The organism is Phaeobacter gallaeciensis, from assembly GCF_001678945.1.
Lineage (GTDB): Bacteria > Pseudomonadota > Alphaproteobacteria > Rhodobacterales > Rhodobacteraceae > Phycobacter > Phycobacter gallaeciensis_A.
The window spans coordinates 2,096,695-2,115,623 of record NZ_CP015124.1 but is presented as its reverse complement, the minus strand read 5'-3'; the positions used below and the strand labels follow the sequence as shown (position 1 = coordinate 2,115,623).

Sequence of the window (18,929 nt, the reverse complement as noted above, 5' to 3'; positions counted from 1 at the left end):
GAACCTAGGCCGGGCGCAGCCGGGGTTCGACCACGGCGCGGTAATCCGGGGGTGCCGCCTTGGCGGTGAAATTGGTCGGATCGATAAAGACGCAGGTAAAGGTGCCTTCGAAACACAAAACACCGTCCTGCCGTGCATCCACCCGGAAGGTGATCGATTTGGTGCCGAGCTTGCAGGGCCAGACCTCGCACATCAGCCGGTGGCGTGGGGTCACCGGCGAGCGGAAATCGATGTTCATGTTCACGAAGGGGGTGCCGGTGCCGCGGTCCAGTTCCATCTGGAACCAGCCATCGCCATCCAGGTTATGTTCCCACCAGGCATCGATCGCCTCCAGCGCAAAGGCGGGCAGGCGGCCGGTATAGGCGATCTTGGCCGGATCGCAGTCGCCCCAACCGACGCGGATTTCGTGCACGAAGTTCTCCGTCCCGGCGTCCTGTCCGGCGGGGGCGATCTGGTCTGTCATCTGGGTTTTGTCCTGCGGCTCAATAGGTTTCGACGTGGTAACGTCCGTCGGTGCGCATCTTATCGCGCAGTTCGGCCCAGTTCAAACCATGGGAGCGGGCAATATCACGCAAGGCTTCTTCGACGCCTTGCTCCATTGCTTTCAGCCCGCAGATATAGATATGGCCCGCCGGGTTCTGCATCAGCGCGGCAACCCGGTCGGATTCCTCGCGCAGACGGTCCTGCACGTATTGCTTGGGCGCGTCCTCCTGCCGGGAAAAGGCAAAGAGCTTGGTCATGAACGTATCGGGGATCTTTTTTAGCGGGCCGAAGTAGGGCAGCTCACCCGGGCGGCGGGCGCCAAAGATCAGAGTCATCTTGCCGGTCTCATGCGGTGCCTCACGCAGGCGGCGCATGGTGAAGGCGCGGAAGGGGGCCGAACCGGTGCCGGTGCAGATCATCATGATGTCGGCAGCGGGATCCGAGGGCAGCAGGAAGGTGGCGCCGAAGGGCCCTGTCACCTGTACCTCGTCGCCCGCAGCAAGGTCGCAGACATAGTTGGAGCACAGGCCCTGTTCCTCGCGTTTCACGGTCAGCGAGATGTTGTGATAGCCGGGGCGTTCGCCGTCGCGCGGGCTGGACACGGAATAAAGCCGCGGCAGATGCGGTTTGCCTTCGGCGTCGGTGCCGGGGGGGATGATACCGATGCTTTGGCCTTCGAGAACCGGAAAGGGCAGGCCCGCCGGATCAAGAATGATGTGCCGTACATCGCTGTCGCTGTCCTTGTCGGTCAGCCGGTAATTGCCCTGCACCTTGACCCGGGCCGGTTTGCCGGGGGTGTACATGTTGATCACCGGCTTGCTGGCGCTCGCGGGGGCGGTCGCCTTGCCGCCCGCGCCGGCATGGGCATCGGCCAGCAGCGCAGCAACGGCATCGTCCATCGCCTCGACATCGCCTTCGGCAGCGTCGCCGCCGGAAATCTCTTCCTGCTCGGGCAGTTCCATCCATTCGAACTGCTCATCCACCGAATAGGGGGTGTTCACCACCCGCCATTCGTCGATTGAGCCGGTCGGGCAGACCGGGATGCAATCCATGCAAAAATTGCATTTCTCCGCGTCGACCACGACGTTCATGTCGTCATGCTCGATCGCCTCTTCGGGGCAAGTCATTTCGCAGGTGTAGCAGCGGATGCAGATCTCGGGATCGATCAGATGCTGTTTCAGCGGCGCGGTGGGGGCGTTGGTCATTCAGCTTCTCGGCGCTTTTTTGAGGATCGCATCGGGCACGGTCAGCGCATCGATCAACTCGCGACACATGCCGACACAGTCGGAACAGCCCACACAGGGGCCTTTGAGGCCATTGATCTGAACCGACACACGGTTGGCATTGGGCGTTTCAGCTTGGCTGCGGGTGATGTCCATCTGGGGATCCTCCGGTCTGGCTGTTGAATTCCGGCGCCTGCCGGTCAGTGTGACAGGCGCCGGCAAAGAGAGGGTTAAACCCTGCTTATGCCATGTGCAGTTTCACGTATTCGAAATCGCCCGGCTTGTTGTCGATGCCGACCTTTGGCGGCGAAATCCAGCTGGCGTATTTGCCCGGCTCGTAGACCGGTTTCATCAGCGACTGGATAAAGGCACCGTCTTCCTTGTTGGGCAGCCAGTCCTTGACCTTGGCGTCCCACTGCTCTTGCGAGATGATGTTGCCTTCGGGGTCGCAGCGCACTGCGGAGAACACGCCGATCTGGCGGTGGAAGCCTTCGTGCGGCAGCTTCATCTCGAATTCGATGCCGTGCTTTTCGATGATCTTGTTCCAGCGGCCCACGCCACCTGCGGCGTCTTTGACGTAGTCGTCGCGCAGACGCATGTTGATCGCGGTCAGGGCCGGCACTTCTTCGGCGACGATCTGACCATCCTTGACGGTGCGCACAACGTAGGTGTCGTTGGTCAGCTTGTGGTCGTCTTTCAGGCGCATTTCCATGTAACGCCCCTTGATGCCCGAGTTGAAGGCATTGGCGGCGTTGGTGGAAACTTCCTGACCAAAGAGATCCAGCGACAGCGTGTAGTGCAGGTTCAGCTTTTTCTGGATGGTGGGCAGGTCGATGACACCCAGGTCGCGGATCTTGTTGATGTCATAGGGGTCGGTGATCCCGGCCTTGTTCATCGCTTCGCAGGTGGCCTGAATGGTACGGCCCACACCGGTTTCGCCCACGAACATGTGGTGCGCCTCTTCGGTCAGCATGAAGCGGCAGGTGCGCGACAGCGGGTCAAAGCCCGATTGTGCCAGCGATTCCAGCTGCATCTTGCCGTCGCGGTCGGTGAAATAAGTGAACATGAAGAACGACAGCCAATCCGGCGTTTCCTCGTTGAAGGCACCCAGCATCCGCGGCGCCTCTTCGGAGCCGGAGGAGCGGATCAGCAGCTCGTTCGCTTCTTCGCGACCATCGCGGCCAAAGTATTTCTGCAGCAGGTAGACCATCGCCCAGAGGTGGCGGCCTTCCTCGACGTTCACCTGGAACAGGTTGCGCATGTCATAAAGCGACGGCGCGGTGAGGCCGAGGAAACGCTGCTGCTCGACCGAGCCCGGCTCGGTATCACCCTGAATGACGATCAGGCGCTTCAGCATGTTGCGGTATTCGCCGGGAACCTCCTGCCAGGCCGGTTCGCCATAGTGTTCGCCCATGGGAATGGTGCGGCCTTCGACCTGCGGCGCCAGCAGCACGCCCCAGCGGTATTCCGGCATCTTCACGTAGTCGAATTTGGCCCAGCCTTTGGGGTCCACCGAAACGGCGGTGCGCAGGTAGACCATCGATTCCTGAAAGTTCTGCGGGATCAGGTCGTTCCACCAGTTGATGTAACCGGGGTGCCATTTTTCCAGCGCCTTCAGCACCTTCTTGTCGCTGGACAGGCCAACGTTGTTGGGAATCTGGGTGTCATAGCTGACATTGATGAGATCAAGCATATCGTTCCTCCGTCACGCGGCGCCGCCTTGGGCTACCGCTGTATTTCCTGGTTACACGCGTTCCATGTTGTATTCGCCGCGCTGGCCGGTGCCGTAGCGCTGCAGGGCGCCATCGCTGCCCACCGCGTTGGGGCGCTGGAAGATCCAGTTCTGCCAGGCGGTCAGGCGGCCAAAGATACGGGTTTCCATCGTCTCGGGCCCGGCAAAGCGCAGGTTGGCCTCCATGCCGGTCATCGCATCGGGGCTGAAGCTGGCGCGTTCCTCAAGGAAGATGCGCACCTCGTCCTCCCAGTCGATATCGTCAAAGGCATAGGTCACAAGGCCCAGCTCTTCGGCCTGATCGGCCTCAAGCGGCTCACCGATATGATCGCGCAGCGCCTCGACCGACTCGGGGGTGCCGAGGAACCGGGTCTGAAGCCGCGTCAGGTCGTTGCCCATCGGATAGGTGCCAAAGTTCCCTTCGCTGAGCGTGATGGCGGCCAGCGGGCGATTGTCGCCTTCGAATTCTTCCAGCATCATGTAGGAGCGGTCGACGGCCCACAGCAGTTCCGCCAGCGGCCCGGCAAAGCAGGAGCCGTGTTCGACCACGGCCACCAGCGAGCGCGAGGTCATGTCGACGCGTTTCAGCAGGCGCTTCCAGTACATCAGGATTTCATTGGCCAGCCAGTGATCGCGGTTGTTCAGCAGCAGCGCTTCATGCGCCAGCAGTTTTTCGGCGTCGCCTTGGGTCTGGAACACCACGGTGCCGACTTCGCGTTCATTGAGGCGCAGGTGCAGGATGGCATCGTCCAGCTCACGCGCCAGACGCAGCAGGTAGGTCTGATCGCCTTCGGCCTGGAGCGCAGCGGTATCTGCCGGGGCATCGCCATCGGGGCCTTTCAGGGTCACGGTGGCACGGCCGCCTTTGCGGTCGATTTCGACCTCGACCAGCGTATAGGTGATCGAATCTTCGCCAAAGCTGCGGGTGATCGGACCCAGGGTGATACCGGTCAGCCCGTCTGCCTTACTGCTGGCAGCAGCAAATTCCTGGGCGCGTTGGGCAACGGTGTCGGCGAATTTCGAATTCGGTACCACCTCATCCACCAGACGCCAGTCAACGGCGCGCTGGCCTTTGACGCCTTCTTCGACCGAGCAGAAGATATCGGCCAGATCGCGGCGCACCTTGCGTTTGTCGGTGACGCGGGTCAGCCCGCCGGTGCCGGGCAGAACCGCCAGCAGCGGCACTTCGGGCAGGGCGACAGAGGAGGCGCTGTCATTGGTCAGCATGATGTAGTTGCAGGCGAGGGCCAGTTCATAGCCACCACCGGCGCAGGCGCCCTGAACGGCGGCAATGTATTTCTGACCCGAATCCGCCTCGGCGGCCTCGTAGGTGTTGCGGGTCTCGTTGGTGAATTTACAGAAGTTCACCTTGTGGGCGTGGCTGGCGCCGCCCAGCATACGGATATTGGCGCCAGCGCAGAATACCTTGTCCTTGCCCGAGCGCATGATCACCACCTTGACCTCGGGGTGTTCGAACCGCATCCGCTGCACGACGTCGGACAGCTCGATGTCGACGCCCAGATCGTAGGAATTGAGCTTCAGCTGGTAGCCGTCGAACAGCCCGCCGTCTTCGTCCACATCCATGTAGAGGTTTGCGATGGGGCCATCATACTCCACCCGCCAGTGGCGATACTTCGAAGGGTCGGTTTGAAAATCGATTGCCTGGGGCATGTCGCGCTCCTGAGTTCTGTTGTGAGTAACCTACCGCAGCTTTGCAGGCTGGCAAAGGAAAAGATGCATAATAATGCCTTCTTTCGGCATAATAATGCAGAATATTGCGGTGTGATTGCGGAATATCCGCTTTGAAAATGCATTATAGTGCACTTTTTGTGGTGTTCTCGGTCTGGCGGCGAAGGTCCAGCAGCTGCGCCCGAATCTGATCCTCCTGCAGGTCTGCGGTGATCCACAGCGCCCCTGGCAGGTCGGTCATCTGCGCGTCGGCGATATCGCAGAGCCGCTGCACCGCGCGCGGGCGCTGCATCTTCTGCTTCAGCGCTGCATTCGCGAGCTGGATCATCCCCTGCACTAGTCGTCGTTCGGCCGAGGGATCAGGCAGGGCCATCCAGACCGCTTCCCAGACCTCATGTGCTTCCCAGAAATAACCGGTCCGGAAATACTGACATCCGGCACGCCAGGCGTCTGACGCGAAAACAGCCCCAAGGGGCTGTTCCGGTCTTGCTGTCTCGCAGATCGCATCGAAGGTGCCTTCCGGATGCCGGGGCGTCTGGCCCGGGATATGGGCGTGCGGCGGATCCGGAAAACGGGCCATGTCAGGCGGTTTCGACCTCGGCGGCCTCGATCCGGGCCAGACGGCTGGTGAATTCGGCGACCGCGTCGATGACCTTTTGTGGCTGGTCCTGTTGTGGGCTGTGGCGACAATCCTCCAGCACCAGCATATCGCAGGGGCAATAGGTGCGTTCCTCGATCACCTCGACCTGGGCGAGGGTGCCGTATTGGTCCTCGCGGCCCTGAATGGCCAGAACCGGCACCCGCAGATAGTCGATCACATCTGCAACGTCCCAGTCACGGAAGCCTTCGTCGAGCCAAACATCGTTCCATCCACGGAAGGCGCCTTCGGGGTCCTTATGATATTTCGCCAGCTTCTCTTTCAGATCGCCGCTGTCATAAGCCTCTTTCGCCTTGGCGATTTCCGCAAGGCCGCCCGGTTCGGTGAAGAAATGCGGGGCCATCAGGATCAGCCCGCGCACCCGGTGATCCAGCACGCTGCCGCCGTAGATCGCCGCGATGGTGGCGCCGTCGCTGTGGCCCATCAGCACGCCATGCTCCAGACCGATGGTATCCAGCAGCCCGGGCAGCACGTCCTTTGCCTCGCGGGTCATGAAATCGAGCGGCCGGGGCAAGGTCACCGGATCGGACTGGCCATAGCCCTGGCGGGAATAGACAAAGACACCCCAACCGGTGGCCGCAGCCAGTTTTTCGGGGAAATCGCGCCACAGCGCCACGCAGCCCAGCCCTTCGTGCAGCAGCACTAGGGTTGGAGCCTGATCCGGCGCAGGCCCATGGCAGGCATATTCCAGATTGGCACCGCCTGCCGTGACCGTGCCACTTCCACCCCATTCAAACGCCATCATGCATCCTCCCGCAATTTGAAGCGCTGGATCTTGCCGGTTGCCGTCTTGGGCAGGTCGTCGGCATAGACGATCCAGCGCGGATATTTCCACTTGCCGACCTTTTCCTTCACAAACGCCTTGAGATCGGCGGTCAGTGCGTCGTTCCCGGTCCCGTCCTTCAGCACGATATGGGCCTTTGGTTTTTCCAGACCCTCCTCGTCGCGGGCGGGCACAACGGCAGCTTCCAGCACGGCGGGATGGGCGACCAGCGCCTGTTCCAGCTCAAACGGAGACAGCCAGATCCCGGAGACCTTGAACATATCATCGGTACGGCCACAGTAGATGAAACGCCCGTCCTCGCCACGTTCGTATTTGTCGCCGGTGCGGGTCCATTCGCCTTCGAAGGTACTGCGGCTCTTGCCGCGTTGGTTCCAGTACCCTTCGGCGGCCGAGGCACCGCGCACCAGAAGTTCGCCAATGCCGCCTGCGGGCACCTCCTCGTCGTTCTCGTCCACCAGCCGCAGTTCGTACCCCGGCACCGCCACGCCTGAGGTGCCATAGACCACATCGCCCGGCGCATTCGACAGGAAGATATGCAGCATCTCGGTCGATCCGACACCATCGAGGATTTCGACGCCCCATATGTCTTCCCATTTGCGGCCGACCTCTTCGGGCAGGGCCTCACCTGCGGAAATGCAGCGGCGCAGGGGCGCGTCTGGTTTCTCGGCGGTTTCCAGTGCCGCTACCGTGGCCGCATAAAGCGTCGGCACACCGCAATAGAGGGTTGGCTTTTCTGAATCGAGGATCGACAGCACCGAGTCCGGTGTCGGACGGCCATCGAACAGGATGGTGGTGGCGCCCGCCGACAGGGGGAAGGTCATGCCATTGCCCAGCCCATAGGCGAAGAACAGTTTTGCCGCCGAGAAGATCACATCGTCCTCGGCCACCTGAAGCACCTGCGCGCCATAGGTGTCGGCGGTAGCGGCCAGCGCCCCATGCACATGGCGCACGCCCTTGGGTTGCCCGGTGGAGCCAGAGGAATAGAGCCAAAAGGCGGTTTCATCGGGGCAGCAGGCCACGGCCTCCATCGGCTCTGCCCCGGCAAGGAAATCCTCGAAACTGTTGCAGCCCTCCGGCGTTTCGCCGCCGATCACCACGACGCGCTGCAGATCCGGGCAGGCAGCGACGGCGGGCTCTACCACCGGCCAGAGTTCGGCGCTGACAAACAGGATGGTGGCGCGGCTGTCTTTAAGGATGACCTCGTAAACCGAGGTGGACAGCAGGGTGTTGAGCGGCACCGGCACGACACCGGCCTTGAGCGCGCCCCAGAAGATCTGCGGGAATTCGATCTGATCCAGCACGAGCATGGCGGCGCGGGATTCGCGGGCTATGCCCGCCCGGCGCAGGGCGCCTGCCATCCGGTCCGAGCTTTCGGCCAGATCGCCATAGGTAAGCTGCCGCTGCGCGCCGGCGGCCTCCCGGAAGGCCACCTTGTCCGGGCGCTCGCTCCGGTGGCGATCCACAAAATATCCTGCCGCATTGCCGCTGGGTGTCATCCTCGCTCCTCCCTGATGTGCCGCGGAAGGCGCGGGGCGCTCCGGCGGCCTGCGCGGCCCTCCCCGGCGGCGCAGTCGTGTTCTGGGACGGATTAATGCACCGGTCGCAAAATAATGCAACATATCGCTGCAATAAACTGCACTATTTTGCACATATTTCCGCTGATGAAGGTCCGAGGCGGGCCGGTCTGGTGGCTCGCAGACAAAAAATCCCCCCGCCAGAGGTCTGACGGGGGGATCAATTGCAGGGGGTCGTCGGACCTGATGGTCAGTGCAGCAGCATCAGCGGCAGCAGCGTGATGATCGGGAAGGCGACCAGGATAATCACCCGGATGATGTCCGATGCCACAAAGAACATCACAGCCTTGTAGGTGTCGACCATGCGGGTGGTCCGGTCCATCGCGTTGATAATGAACAGGTTCATGCCCACAGGCGGAGTGATCAGGCCAACCTCGACCACGATCAGAACCAGAATGCCGAACCAGATGGCGACGTATTCCGATTCGATCCGGTTGACGCGGCCTTCGGTAACGCGGATGCCCAGTTCCTTCATCTGCTCGCGGGTCAGTTCCATGCCGTTGGCGATGGCTTCCTGTATCGAGGCTAGCATTTCAGCCCCCATGCCATCCGGCACCCCGTTGCGCAGCACCTCCATCGCTGCATCCGCCTGCATCGCGGGCAGGGACAACAGGCCGAAGTCCATCACCGAGATCACCGGGAAGAAGATCGGAATGGTCAGCAGAATCATCGACAGGCTGTCCATCAGGCACCCAAAGACTAGGTAGAAGGCCAGGATCAGCGCCAGAACCATCCATGGGCTCAGCCCCTGGCTGACGACGAAATCTGCCAGTTCCTGTGGTACCTTGGTGAGGGCGAGGAAGCCGTTGTAGAAACCGGCGCCCAGCACGATGAAGAAGATCATCGCGGTAGAGCGGGCGGTGACGATGAAGCTGTCGACCATGGTTTCACGGTTCAGGCCGCCATTCAGCCAGGCGATGAACCCGGTGCCGAATGCACCCACAGCCGCACCTTCGGTTGGGGTGAACCAACCGGCGTAGATGCCGCCCACCACAAGGCCAAAGACCAGCAGAACCGGCCAGACCTTGACCAGGTTTTCCATCCGTTCCGCCCAGGGAACCGAGGGGCGGGTGCCCGCGCTTTCGGGGAACATGCGCACATAGATCGAAATCGCGATGACATATCCAACCGCGGCGAGGATGCCGGGAATGAAGGCTGCGAGGAACAGCTTGGCGATATTCTGCTCGGTCAGGATGGCATAGATCACCAGCACCACCGAAGGCGGGATCAGGATGCCCAGGGTGCCGCCCGCCGCCAGTGTTGCGGTCGAGAAGCCACCGGCATAGCCGTATTCCTTCAGCTCGGGCAGGGCGACGCGGCCCATGGTTGCCGCCGTGGCCAGCGAGGAGCCGCAGATGGCGCCAAAGCCGGCGCAGGCCCCGATCGAGGCCATGGCGACGCCGCCTTTCTTGTGGCCAAGGAAACTGGCGGCCGCCCTGAACAGGGCCGACGACATGCCGCCCAGCGTTGCGAAATGCCCCATCAGCAGGAACATCGGCACGATAGTCAGCGAATAAGAGGAAAAGGTCGAGTAGGTCTCGCTTTTCAGTCGGCCAAAGGCAACCTGGGTTCCGTCGGTGACCAGGATCAACCCGACCAGGCCCACCAGGAACATCGAAAGCCCGATGGGAACCCGAAGGAAGATCAGGATCATCAGGATGGGGAATGAGGATATTCCGATTTCAAGAGCTGTCACTGCTCACCCTCCACACCGTCCCACAGCTCAATGCGGCCGGTCATAAATTCGGTTGTACGCACGATCGCGACATAGATCGCCACCACAGCAGCCATGCTGGAGGCGAAGAGGCTGGCGGCATAGGCCCACCAGGTAGGAAACTCGAGCAGGAACGACGTCTCGCCATTGTAGTACTTGCCGACCATGCCGGCGCCGAGCCGTTCTGTGATCAGGGCGAGAACCCCCGCGAACAGGATCGCGACCACCATGCGCAGGAACCGGTTCACCTTGACGGGAAAGGCGTTTGCCACAACGTCGACCGAGGCATGGCCCGATGTGATCTGGCACAGTGGGATAAACGCGAAGATGGCGAATGCCACGCCGGCCTCTACCAGTTCGAAGTCCCCGTTGATTGGTCCGATGTAGTTGATCAGCCAGTCTGACAGCGCAGGAGCGAGCCCTTGCATGAGGCTTCCGTGCAGCACGCCGTTCAGCAGGCGGCCGATGATCGAAAGGCAGGTCAGGATGATCAGGAGAACGAGGACCATACCGCCCAATATGGCCATCTTCCTGGCCAACCCCATCATGAGCTTTTGCATGGTGTTTACCCTTTTCTGAGTACGCAAAGGGCCGCGGCACGGGTGCGCTGCGGCCCTTTGACTATGCTACCGCTTACTTCACGTATTGCGGTGTGTATTTTTCGATCAGGTAGGTTGCTTCTTCCAGCAGGGCCTGCCCGTCGATGCCTTTTTCAGTCATGTCGGCCAGCCATTTGTTGTAGATCGGCTGAGCCAGCGCGCGCCACTCGTCGGTCTGTTCCTGGCTGAGGGTGATGACGTTGTTGCCGTTGTCCAGCGCGAATTCGCGGGCCGGGCCGTCGGAATCTGCTTGGGTGCCGCCGGCGAAGACGGAGAACTCCAGACCGGAGTTGTCGTCGATGGCCTTCTTCAGATCATCGGGCAGGCTTTCATACTTGTCCTTGTTCATCGCCAGAACGAAGGTCAGGGTATAAAGCGCCTTGCCGGTGAATTCGGTGTGGTTCTCGACCAGTTCCGGAACTTTCAGAGCGGTGGTGACTTCCCACGGGATGGTGGTGCCGTCGATCACGCCTTTGGACAGGCCTTCGGGGATCGCGGGAACCGGCATGCCGACGGGGGTTGCGCCCAGTTCGGTCAGCAGCGCGTTGACCGAGCGGGAACCGCCACGGATCTTCATGCCCTGCAGGTCGGCGGGGGTTTCAACCGGATCCGTGGTGTGGATCATACCGGGGCCGTGCACCCAGGTGCCCAGGATGTGGACGTCCTTGAACTCGGTGTCCTTCATGTGGCGTTCGAACATTTCCCAATAAGCGTGCGAGGTGGCACGCGCGTTGGTCATCATGAAGGGCAGTTCGAAGACTTCGGTCGACGGGAAGCGGCCCGGCGTGTAGCCGACCACGGTCCAGACGATGTCGGCAACGCCGTCGATGGCCTGGTCCATCAGTTCCGGCGGCTTGCCGCCCAGCTGCATGGAGGGATAGCGGTCGATCTTGATACGGCCATTCGAGGAGGCCTCAACGTTGTCGGCCCAGACATCCAGAACCAGTTTCGGCACATTTGCCTGCGCCGGCAGGAATTGGTGCAGCTTCAGCGTTACCTCCTGCGCGAAGGCGGATGTGGCGCATACTGCGGCAATGGCCGCCGCGCCTGCTGCGCCAAGAATCTTTCTGCGAGTGGTCATGTGATTCCTCCCTTTGACCCTACTTCCAAGCAACATAATGCAGGCAACTAACATTATTGCAATATATTGCCTATTTTCTTTCTGTTTTGGTCCCCTCCACACCCCTGCGGATCACAAAACAAACTTCGCTGACCTCCTGCTATTTGGTGCATTTGTAACCATCAACAGCAGATCATGCATTTTTCACTCATGAATTGGCTGGTCCCAAATCAGCGCTCAGACTCGTTTAGAAAATGTTACAAGATTTCCATATCTGAGCCGTACCGGATACATTCCAGCATTTCATTTCGTGAAGATCAATCACTGATTGGCGCAGGAGCCATGAAAAAAGACATTTCGGCGGATCGCTGCCTTGCCGCTGCGGTCGCAACCCTCCCTATCGCTGCGCAGGACTGTGGTACGCTTTGCGCACAGCCCTGTAATTGATAGGGCCAAGGCGCCGGGATCAGGAATGGACCCAGCGCACATATTCTTGACGGTTTCGAACCTTCGGGGCGGCTCTATGGCCCTTTGATCTTATTCAGCGGGGCTGAGGGTCAGTTCGACCTGGCTCAACCCGTCGATTCCGCCAGTCATCGACTGTTCGGCTGTTACCGCTCCCACTCCTGCTGGGGTGCCGGTGAGGATCAGATCGCCCGGCCGCAGGTGGTAATAACCCGACAAGTGGCAGAGGATGTCCTCGACCGACCAGATCATCTCATCCAGGCTGGCATCCTGACGTATTTCACCGTCGACGCTAAGCCAGATCCGCTTGCCCGCTGGGCCGTCCCAGTCAGCGCTGCGGGTCAGGGGGGCGAAAACCGTGCCTTGCTCCAGATCCTTGCCCAGATCCCAGGGGCGCCGTTTGTCCTTTGCCTGCCCCTGCAGATCCCGGCGCGTCATGTCCAGCGCGCTGCCATAGCCATAAACCGCTGTGCGGGCCTCTTCCGGCGTGGCGCGGAACAGCGGCGCGCCGATGGCCACGGCCAGCTCCATCTCGTGGTGGAAATCAGAGGTGCCAAGCGGGTAGGGCACGGTAGCGCCGGTCAGAATCGCATTGGCTGCGGATTTGGTGAAGTAAAAGGGCGCTTCGCGGTCGACCTCATTGCCCATCTCGGCAGCATGTGCGGCGTAGTTGCGCCCGACGCAGAAGATACGCCCGATGGGATAGGTGCGGTCCTCTCCCAGAACCGGGATCGTAGCGGTTTCGGGCAGGGTAAACAGGGTATCGGTCATCTCGGGCGCTCCTGATGGTCACGGGCTGGGCTGTGGTATCGTGATGGATGCCTAGCACAGGAAAACCCGTCTCGCAGCCCCGCACGGACCGATCACGGACAGCGACAGATCAGAGGCGCTCGGGGCCAAGATACTACAACAATTTCAGGAGAATGATATGGTGCCCAGAAGAGGACTCGAACCTCCACGTCCATACGGACACTAGCACCTGAAGCTAGCGCGTCTACCAATTCCGCCATCTGGGCACGGGTTGGTGAGGGGCCGTATAAGCAGAGTCGCGCGGGGCGTCAAACTCAAAATGCGCCCAATGTCACAAATTTTTTGTGCGGGGATGGCTGCTGCCGATGTCCCGCGAATTCAGGCGGTTGATGGGGCCTTTCTGGCTGGACCGTTGCAATAGCCGACCGGGTGGGTGATTTTTCCCGTGCAATTTGATCCTGCGCAAAGTCAGCGCGCGCCTGAGCGGCAAAAAGGCGGTATGACACAGATTGACCGCCTTGCCGCCCTTGGCCTGTTCGACAGCCGGGTGCCCCGCTACACCTCCTACCCGACCGCTCCGGTCTTTTCTTCCGCCGTGGGTGCGGCGGAACAGGTCGGGCATCTTGATGCGCTTGATCCGGCGGTTCCGGTTTCGGTGTATCTGCATATCCCGTTCTGCGAGCGGCTGTGCTGGTTCTGCGCTTGCCGGACCCAGGGCACCCGTCGGCCCGAGCCGGTGGAAAGCTATGTCGAAACGCTGGAGGCCGAGCTGAAGCTGGTCGCGCCGCATCTGCCCGCGGGGCTGCAGATGGGGCGGTTGCACTGGGGCGGTGGCACGCCGACCATCCTGCCGCCAGCGCTGATCCACAGGCTGGCCCAGGCGGTCAAGGCGGTCTTCCCGCCGACGCCGGACTGGGAGTTCTCGGTCGAGATCGACCCGACGCTGGTGGACCGGGACAAGATCGCGGCGTTGGCCGAAGAAGGCATGAACCGGGCCAGTATCGGTATTCAGGATTTCAATCCCGAGGTGCAGGCCGCCATTGGCCGGGAACAGCCCTATGAGGTGACGCGCGCCTGTGTCGAGGATCTGCGGGAGGCGGGGATCACCTCGCTCAATGCCGATCTGGTCTACGGCCTGCCATATCAGGACGCCGCGCGACTGAAGGATACGGTTGAAAAGGTGCTGAGCCTTGCACCGGACCGGATCGCGCTGTTCGGCTATGCCCATGTGCCCTGGATGGCCAAACGTCAGGAGCTGATCGACGAATCCGCCCTGCCGGGAGACGCCGAACGCTATGATCTGGCCTGCGCGGCTGCGGATCAGTTCCGCGCCGCTGGTTATGAAACGATTGGTATCGACCATTTTGCTCTGCCCGAGGACGGTTTGGCCAAGGCGGCCAAAAGCGGCCACCTGCGGCGCAATTTCCAAGGCTATACCGATGACCGGTGCCCGACGCTGATCGGGTTGGGTGCCTCTTCGATTTCGCGTTTTGCCGGGGGATATGTGCAGAACGCCGCTGCGACCCCTGCCTATGTGGAGCGGATCGAAAAGGGGCAGCTCGCCGGGGCGCGGGGCCATGAGATGAGCGAAGAGGACCACCTGCGTGGTCGCGCCATCGAGATGATCATGTGTGATTTCCGTCTCGACCGCGCGGCGCTGGAGCGAGAATTCGGTGATCTGTCGCGCAGTATCGATCCCGATCTGGTCGCCGTTCAGGCCCGGTTCGGGGACCTAGTGACACTTGATGGCAAGGCGCTGGAGATCCGCCCCGAAGGACGCGCCCTGACCCGGCTGATCGCCAGCCATTTCGATGCGCATAAACCCGAAGGCGCCCGCTACAGCCGCGCCTCCTGAGCCGCGTGCACCGGGATTTTTGTGGCCCCGGCGACAGCAGCCTCGTTAGCGGGGCATCGGGTTGCGCGCCTTGTTGTAGGCCGTCCAGTCGGTGATTTCCGGATAATACATCTGGCGCCAGTGGCGTACGCGCGGGTTCATCACCCGGCGCCAAAGGGGCGGGATCATCGCCGCCACCGTCATCACCGGATAGCCATAGGGCAGTTGCGGCGCGTCTGCCTCGGTATAGTTCTGGAGCAGCGGGAAGCGCCGGTCGGGTTTATAGTGGTGATCGGAATGGCGTTGCAGATTGATCAGCAGCCAGTTTGACGCCTTATGCGCAGCGTTCCAGGAATGGCAGGGGCGCACCGGTTCGTATTTGCCGCCTCCCAGATGTTTGCGGGTCAGCCCGTAGTGTTCGACGTAATTGACGAGCTCCAGCTGCCAGATGGCGACGCCCGCCTGCACCAAAAACAGCACCAATCCGCCAAACCCGCCCAGCAGAACCGCCAGCACCAGCATGGCCGCCTGTAGCGCCCAGTAGCGGAAGAACGGATTGGCCGGATCGCTCCAGGGGCGGTCTTTTTTGGCCAGTTTTTCCTTTTCGGCGCGAAAAGCGGATTGCCAGCATTGCCGCAGCACCCGGGGATAAAAGCGGTGGAAACCTTCGTTGTAGCGCGCCGTGACAGGATCGCGCGGCGTGCCGACATAGCGGTGATGCACCAGCAGGTGTTCGGAGCGGAAATGCGAGTAGAGCACCATCGCCAGCAGGATATCGGCCAGCCAGCGTTCCGCCCTGCTGCGCTGGTGCATCAGCTCGTGACTGTAGTTGATGCCCACGGTGCCGCTGACCACGCCCATGCCAAAGAAGATGCCGAATTTTTCCAGCCCGTTCAGCGTTTCACTGCCCGCCACGTAGAAGATCAGGCCAAACAGCGTCAGGAACTGGATCGGCACCCAGGCGATGGTCAGCATGCTGTACCAGCGCAGATCCTCCTCGGGCGTCATCGGGTCGGCATTGTCGAGGTTGAGGCCGAAAACCCCGTCGAGCACGGCAAAGAGATACCATGTCACCAGCGGCGTCAGCAGTACCCACCAGCCACCCATGATAGCGGAAAACCACAACAGCGGCACCAGCAGGAAGGACAGCCAGAACGGCAGGGCCGATTGCCAGCGGCTCAGGGTTTCCGGGGCGATCTTGGCGGCGATCATCGTGAGCACTCCCAAAGTATGGCGCGATGGGAAAACCCTATGCCGGGTCCGGCCCAAACCCAAGAGGTCGAATGGCCTCAGTCGCCGCCGGTCTGCCCGCCACGCCACAGGTCAAAGGCCTTGCGCATCGCCGTCGGCAGGTCCGAGGGGCGGAACGCGTGTCGGGTGATGATCTCCTGTTGCTCGGCGGGTGCAAACCCCTCAGGCAGCTCTGCCACCATCACCCGCAGGATCAGGTGGAAATGGGTGAAGGTATGGCGCACCTCGGCGCCGAGATCCTGCCAATCCGCGTCAAACGGCGGCGCAGGCTGGGGCGACTCGCCCCATTCCGGGCCGGGCCAGCCCAGCATCCCGCCCAAAAGCCCCTTGTCCGGTCGCCGCTCCAGCAGCCAGTCCCCGGCGCTGCTGCGCGCCAGATAGACGATGCCGTGACGGGTGGGTTTGGCTTTCTTCGGTGTCTTCTTTGGCAATTCAGGCGCGGTGCCTGCGATTCGCGCAGCGCAGGGCTCCCGCCAGGGGCAGATGCCGCAGGCGGGCGATTTCGGGGTGCAGATGGTGGCGCCCAGATCCATCACCGCCTGTGCATAGCAGCCGGGACGGACCTCAGGGGTCAGCTCGGCGGCGCGGTCCTTCAGCAGCGGTTTTGATCCCGGCAGCGGCTCGTGAATATCATGCAGCCGCGCCATCACCCGCTCCACATTGCCATCCAGAACGGTTTCGGGGCGGTCGAATGCGATCGAGGCGATGGCCGCCGCCGTATAGGGGCCGATCCCCGGCAGTTTCAGCAGCGCCTCATAGCTGTCGGGAAAGGTGCCATCCAGCTCCTGCGCCACCACCCGGGCGCATTTCAGCAGGTTGCGGGCGCGGGCGTAGTAGCCAAGGCCCGCCCATTCCGCCATTACGTCGGCATCCTCGGCCGCGGCAAGGTCCTCGACCCGGGGCCAGCGGGCGGTGAAGCGCTGAAAATAGTCGGTCACGGCGGCCACGGTGGTCTGCTGCAACATCACCTCGCTCAGCCAGACACGATAGGGGTCGGGCCGCACCCCGGCGGCGCGGTCTGCCGGGCCGGTGCGCCAGGGCATGTCCCGCGCCTGCCGGTCGTACCAGTCCAGGATATCGCGGCTGAGCCCGCCTGGATCCGCATTCAGATCACGCATAGTTTACTCCCGGTTCCTGCCTTTTTCTGGCCCCTGCAAACGGACCCTTTACAATAGGGCGGTCAGTCACGCAAAACCACAGTTATGGCATTCAGGCGCAGCAGCACACGCGGGTTCGCACGGACTTCCAAGCTTTTGAACGACCAGATCCGCAAGGCTGGCGAAAGTCGGGGCTTTGCGGTGTCGCGCCTTTTGACCCATTGGGAAGAGATCGTCGGGGCCGATCTGGCGGCAATGGCCCGGCCGGTCAAGGTTGGCTATGGCCGCAGTTCTTTCGGAGCAACGCTGACGGTGCTGACCACCGGGGCCAATGCGCCGATGCTTGAGATGCAGAAGGAACGGCTGCGCGAAAAGGTGAACGCGGTCTATGGCTACAATGCGATTTCCAAGGTGCTGATCACCCAGACCGCGCCGATCGGGTTTTCCGACGGTCAGGTCTCGTTCAAATACGCACCCAAGGAAAACACCCCGCTGCGGCCTGATCCACAGGCCGTATCCGAGGCCGCCGCGGCGGCCGAAGGGGTGGGAAACGAAGAGTTGCGCGCCGCGCTGGAACGGCTGGGGCGCAACGTTCTGACAAAACAGAAAACAATTCGAAAGGGGTATGAATGACCCGTCTTATGTCTGGTGTCTTTGCCGTGGTGGCTGTCGCTGCCGGCGCCTATGCCATCTCTGGGCTGAGTGGCCAAAACCGGCTGCCCGAAAACCCGCTGATTGGGGCCGCCTATGCCCAGGACGCCGAGGTCGACACCTCGACCATCACCGAAATGGTGCAGGGCGCCGAGGACGCTCCGGTGACCCTGATCGAATACGCTTCTTACACCTGCCCGCATTGTGCCAACTTCCACACGGGCCCCTACAAGAAGCTGAAAGAGGAATATATCGACACCGGCAAGGTGAAGTTCATCTACCGCGAGGTCTACTTTGACCGCTATGGTCTCTGGGCTTCGATGATCGCGCGCTGCGCTGGTCCCGAGAAATTCTTTGGCATGACCGATCTGATCTTCAAGGAGCAGTCCGACTGGGCCCGTGCCGGTGGCGCCACCGAGATCGTCGACGCGCTGCGCAAGATCGGCCGCCTCGCCGGGCTTGAGAACGATCAGCTGGAAGCCTGCCTGCAGGATGGCACCAAGGCGCAGACCCTGGTGACCTGGTATCAGGAAAACGCAGAAGAGCACGACGTGACCGCGACGCCGTCCTTCGTGCTGAACGGCAAGAAGATCGAGAACCAGTCCTATGAGTCCTTCAAGGCGCTGATCGACGCCGAACTGGACGGCTGATCCCGCTTCCGGATCCACGCGAACAGAAAACCCGGTCCGATGTGGCCGGGTTTTTCATTGGTCAAATCAGAAAATCACGTTGATTCGCTGTGAGTCCTTCGCGGCCGTTCACTCCGAGCCATTATCAGCAGCCGTCATTGGCACTCGGTTTCTATCCAATGATTTGCGGAGAACGTGCGGTCTCCGCCGAGGCTTTGAAGTTGGACGGAGGCACCTCCGCCAGCTATGTCAAAACGTGCATCAATCGTCGATATGACCCCGATGCTTGAACGATAGCTGAGGATCTGGACATCGGGCTGACCAAACTCGAGTTGCATCGAGAAAACGAGAGCCGCGAACTGTTCGAAGTCGCCTTCCAGGGTCTCGGAGACCGAAGAGACCACCCCGTTGCAAACAAACAGGGAAAGGTTCGCGCCTTCGACAGTCCACGTTCCAGGCAGATTGTCTGAAAGCGGCACGAGTTTCCATTCCTGTGCGCGCGCATGGTTTTGCGCGGCTTCCAATGAACTCCCCAACATGAAGCCCCCGAGGTCCGCTGGATCGGCGGCATGGGCGATAGAGGCGACAATAATGCCAAATGCGTTTGCCAGATAGAATGTGCCGGACATTTTCATCATCGCCTCCATTGTTGGATCGGTTGGTCTTCGCAGAAACCGTCAGGAAAGCAATGGCCACTTCGTCCGCAGAGATGACCAGCACGATTTTCTGACATAGC

Annotated in this window: 18 protein-coding genes and 1 tRNA gene; 3 read left to right on the top strand and 16 right to left on the bottom strand. The window is 61.4% G+C overall.

Annotated elements, in window-relative coordinates:
- Positions 1 to 4 precede the first annotated feature (4 nt).
- The 13 genes from JL2886_RS10150 to JL2886_RS10095 form a co-directional block, all read right to left on the bottom strand.
- The gene (locus JL2886_RS10150) at positions 5 to 463 is read right to left on the bottom strand and encodes an acyl-CoA thioesterase (RefSeq protein WP_065271893.1); all 459 of its coding nucleotides are present in this window, start codon (positions 461 to 463) and stop codon (positions 5 to 7) included.
- 19 nt (positions 464 to 482) lie between these two features.
- Positions 483 to 1,688, bottom strand: coding sequence for a benzoyl-CoA 2,3-epoxidase subunit BoxA (boxA, locus tag JL2886_RS10145; protein WP_065271892.1), 1,206 nt, complete (start codon positions 1,686 to 1,688; stop codon positions 483 to 485).
- A complete protein-coding gene (locus tag JL2886_RS19590; RefSeq protein WP_165832684.1) occupies positions 1,689 to 1,862 on the bottom strand; it encodes a hypothetical protein in 174 nt (57 codons plus the stop codon).
- Between the two features lie 85 nt (positions 1,863 to 1,947).
- Positions 1,948 to 3,399, bottom strand: coding sequence for a benzoyl-CoA 2,3-epoxidase subunit BoxB (gene boxB / locus JL2886_RS10140; protein ID WP_065271891.1), 1,452 nt, complete (start codon positions 3,397 to 3,399; stop codon positions 1,948 to 1,950).
- Between the two features lie 51 nt (positions 3,400 to 3,450).
- Positions 3,451 to 5,109, bottom strand: a complete 1,659-nt coding sequence (gene boxC / locus JL2886_RS10135; protein ID WP_065271890.1) for a 2,3-epoxybenzoyl-CoA dihydrolase — start codon at positions 5,107 to 5,109, stop codon at positions 3,451 to 3,453.
- A 142-nt stretch (positions 5,110 to 5,251) separates the two neighbouring features.
- On the bottom strand, positions 5,252 to 5,707 hold the full coding sequence (locus tag JL2886_RS10130; RefSeq protein ID WP_065271889.1) for a DUF309 domain-containing protein: 456 nt from the start codon (positions 5,705 to 5,707) through the stop codon (positions 5,252 to 5,254).
- Between the two features lies 1 nt (position 5,708).
- Positions 5,709 to 6,527: an alpha/beta fold hydrolase gene (locus JL2886_RS10125; protein WP_065273633.1), complete on the bottom strand. Its 819-nt coding sequence runs from the start codon at positions 6,525 to 6,527 to the stop codon at positions 5,709 to 5,711.
- Positions 6,527 to 8,065: a benzoate-CoA ligase family protein gene (locus JL2886_RS10120; RefSeq protein WP_065271888.1), complete on the bottom strand. Its 1,539-nt coding sequence runs from the start codon at positions 8,063 to 8,065 to the stop codon at positions 6,527 to 6,529. Before JL2886_RS10120 ends, JL2886_RS10125 begins: the two co-directional genes overlap by 1 nt.
- Positions 8,066 to 8,333: 268 nt before the next feature.
- A complete protein-coding gene (locus JL2886_RS10115; protein WP_065271887.1) occupies positions 8,334 to 9,839 on the bottom strand; it encodes a TRAP transporter large permease in 1,506 nt (501 codons plus the stop codon).
- Positions 9,836 to 10,417, bottom strand: coding sequence for a TRAP transporter small permease (locus JL2886_RS10110; RefSeq protein WP_065271886.1), 582 nt, complete (start codon positions 10,415 to 10,417; stop codon positions 9,836 to 9,838). The genes JL2886_RS10115 and JL2886_RS10110 overlap by 4 nt, the downstream gene beginning before the upstream one ends.
- A 73-nt stretch (positions 10,418 to 10,490) precedes the next feature.
- A complete protein-coding gene (locus tag JL2886_RS10105) occupies positions 10,491 to 11,537 on the bottom strand; it encodes a TRAP transporter substrate-binding protein (RefSeq protein ID WP_065271885.1) in 1,047 nt (348 codons plus the stop codon).
- A gap of 516 nt (positions 11,538 to 12,053) precedes the next feature.
- A complete protein-coding gene (locus JL2886_RS10100; RefSeq protein ID WP_065271884.1) occupies positions 12,054 to 12,752 on the bottom strand; it encodes a fumarylacetoacetate hydrolase family protein in 699 nt (232 codons plus the stop codon).
- A 158-nt stretch (positions 12,753 to 12,910) separates the two neighbouring features.
- Positions 12,911 to 12,997: transfer RNA gene (locus JL2886_RS10095), tRNA-Leu, on the bottom strand.
- Between the two features lie 233 nt (positions 12,998 to 13,230).
- Here JL2886_RS10095 and hemN point away from each other — a divergent pair.
- The gene (hemN, locus tag JL2886_RS10090; RefSeq protein ID WP_065273632.1) at positions 13,231 to 14,586 is read left to right on the top strand and encodes an oxygen-independent coproporphyrinogen III oxidase; all 1,356 of its coding nucleotides are present in this window, start codon (positions 13,231 to 13,233) and stop codon (positions 14,584 to 14,586) included.
- A 45-nt stretch (positions 14,587 to 14,631) separates the two neighbouring features.
- Here hemN and JL2886_RS10085 read toward each other — a convergent pair whose 3' ends face one another.
- On the bottom strand, positions 14,632 to 15,777 hold the full coding sequence (locus tag JL2886_RS10085; RefSeq protein ID WP_065271883.1) for an alkane 1-monooxygenase: 1,146 nt from the start codon (positions 15,775 to 15,777) through the stop codon (positions 14,632 to 14,634).
- A gap of 77 nt (positions 15,778 to 15,854) precedes the next feature.
- Positions 15,855 to 16,934 (bottom strand): A/G-specific adenine glycosylase, encoded by a 1,080-nt coding sequence (gene mutY, locus JL2886_RS10080; protein WP_065271882.1) that lies wholly within the window; start codon positions 16,932 to 16,934, stop codon positions 15,855 to 15,857.
- An 84-nt stretch (positions 16,935 to 17,018) separates the two neighbouring features.
- On the opposite strand from mutY, the gene JL2886_RS10075 reads away from it, so the two are divergent.
- Together JL2886_RS10075 and JL2886_RS10070 are read left to right on the top strand one after the other, a co-directional pair.
- A complete protein-coding gene (locus JL2886_RS10075) occupies positions 17,019 to 17,546 on the top strand; it encodes a DUF721 domain-containing protein (RefSeq protein WP_065271881.1) in 528 nt (175 codons plus the stop codon).
- Positions 17,543 to 18,214 carry a DsbA family protein gene (locus tag JL2886_RS10070; RefSeq protein WP_065271880.1) on the top strand — a complete coding sequence of 224 codons (672 nt, stop codon included), beginning with the start codon at positions 17,543 to 17,545 and terminating at the stop codon, positions 18,212 to 18,214. Before JL2886_RS10075 ends, JL2886_RS10070 begins: the two co-directional genes overlap by 4 nt.
- 134 nt (positions 18,215 to 18,348) lie before the next feature.
- Here JL2886_RS10070 and JL2886_RS10065 read toward each other — a convergent pair whose 3' ends face one another.
- Positions 18,349 to 18,828, bottom strand: coding sequence for a hypothetical protein (locus tag JL2886_RS10065; protein WP_133245378.1), 480 nt, complete (start codon positions 18,826 to 18,828; stop codon positions 18,349 to 18,351).
- Positions 18,829 to 18,929 lie beyond the last annotated feature (101 nt).

Coding starts and splice junctions, on each gene's coding strand:
- JL2886_RS10075 (WP_065271881.1), top strand. CDS start 17,019: ATGGCATTCAGGCGCAGCAGCACACGCGGGTTCGCACGGACTTCCAAG.
- JL2886_RS10130 (WP_065271889.1), bottom strand. CDS start 5,707: ATGGCCCGTTTTCCGGATCCGCCGCACGCCCATATCCCGGGCCAGACG.
- JL2886_RS19590 (WP_165832684.1), bottom strand. CDS start 1,862: ATGGACATCACCCGCAGCCAAGCTGAAACGCCCAATGCCAACCGTGTG.
- JL2886_RS10110 (WP_065271886.1), bottom strand. CDS start 10,417: ATGCAAAAGCTCATGATGGGGTTGGCCAGGAAGATGGCCATATTGGGC.
- JL2886_RS10150 (WP_065271893.1), bottom strand. CDS start 463: ATGACAGACCAGATCGCCCCCGCCGGACAGGACGCCGGGACGGAGAAC.
- JL2886_RS10085 (WP_065271883.1), bottom strand. CDS start 15,777: ATGATCGCCGCCAAGATCGCCCCGGAAACCCTGAGCCGCTGGCAATCG.
- JL2886_RS10120 (WP_065271888.1), bottom strand. CDS start 8,065: ATGACACCCAGCGGCAATGCGGCAGGATATTTTGTGGATCGCCACCGG.
- JL2886_RS10100 (WP_065271884.1), bottom strand. CDS start 12,752: ATGACCGATACCCTGTTTACCCTGCCCGAAACCGCTACGATCCCGGTT.
- JL2886_RS10105 (WP_065271885.1), bottom strand. CDS start 11,537: ATGACCACTCGCAGAAAGATTCTTGGCGCAGCAGGCGCGGCGGCCATT.
- boxA (WP_065271892.1), bottom strand. CDS start 1,688: ATGACCAACGCCCCCACCGCGCCGCTGAAACAGCATCTGATCGATCCC.
- mutY (WP_065271882.1), bottom strand. CDS start 16,934: ATGCGTGATCTGAATGCGGATCCAGGCGGGCTCAGCCGCGATATCCTG.
- JL2886_RS10070 (WP_065271880.1), top strand. CDS start 17,543: ATGACCCGTCTTATGTCTGGTGTCTTTGCCGTGGTGGCTGTCGCTGCC.
- boxC (WP_065271890.1), bottom strand. CDS start 5,109: ATGCCCCAGGCAATCGATTTTCAAACCGACCCTTCGAAGTATCGCCAC.
- JL2886_RS10125 (WP_065273633.1), bottom strand. CDS start 6,527: ATGGCGTTTGAATGGGGTGGAAGTGGCACGGTCACGGCAGGCGGTGCC.
- boxB (WP_065271891.1), bottom strand. CDS start 3,399: ATGCTTGATCTCATCAATGTCAGCTATGACACCCAGATTCCCAACAAC.
- JL2886_RS10065 (WP_133245378.1), bottom strand. CDS start 18,828: ATGAAAATGTCCGGCACATTCTATCTGGCAAACGCATTTGGCATTATT.
- hemN (WP_065273632.1), top strand. CDS start 13,231: ATGACACAGATTGACCGCCTTGCCGCCCTTGGCCTGTTCGACAGCCGG.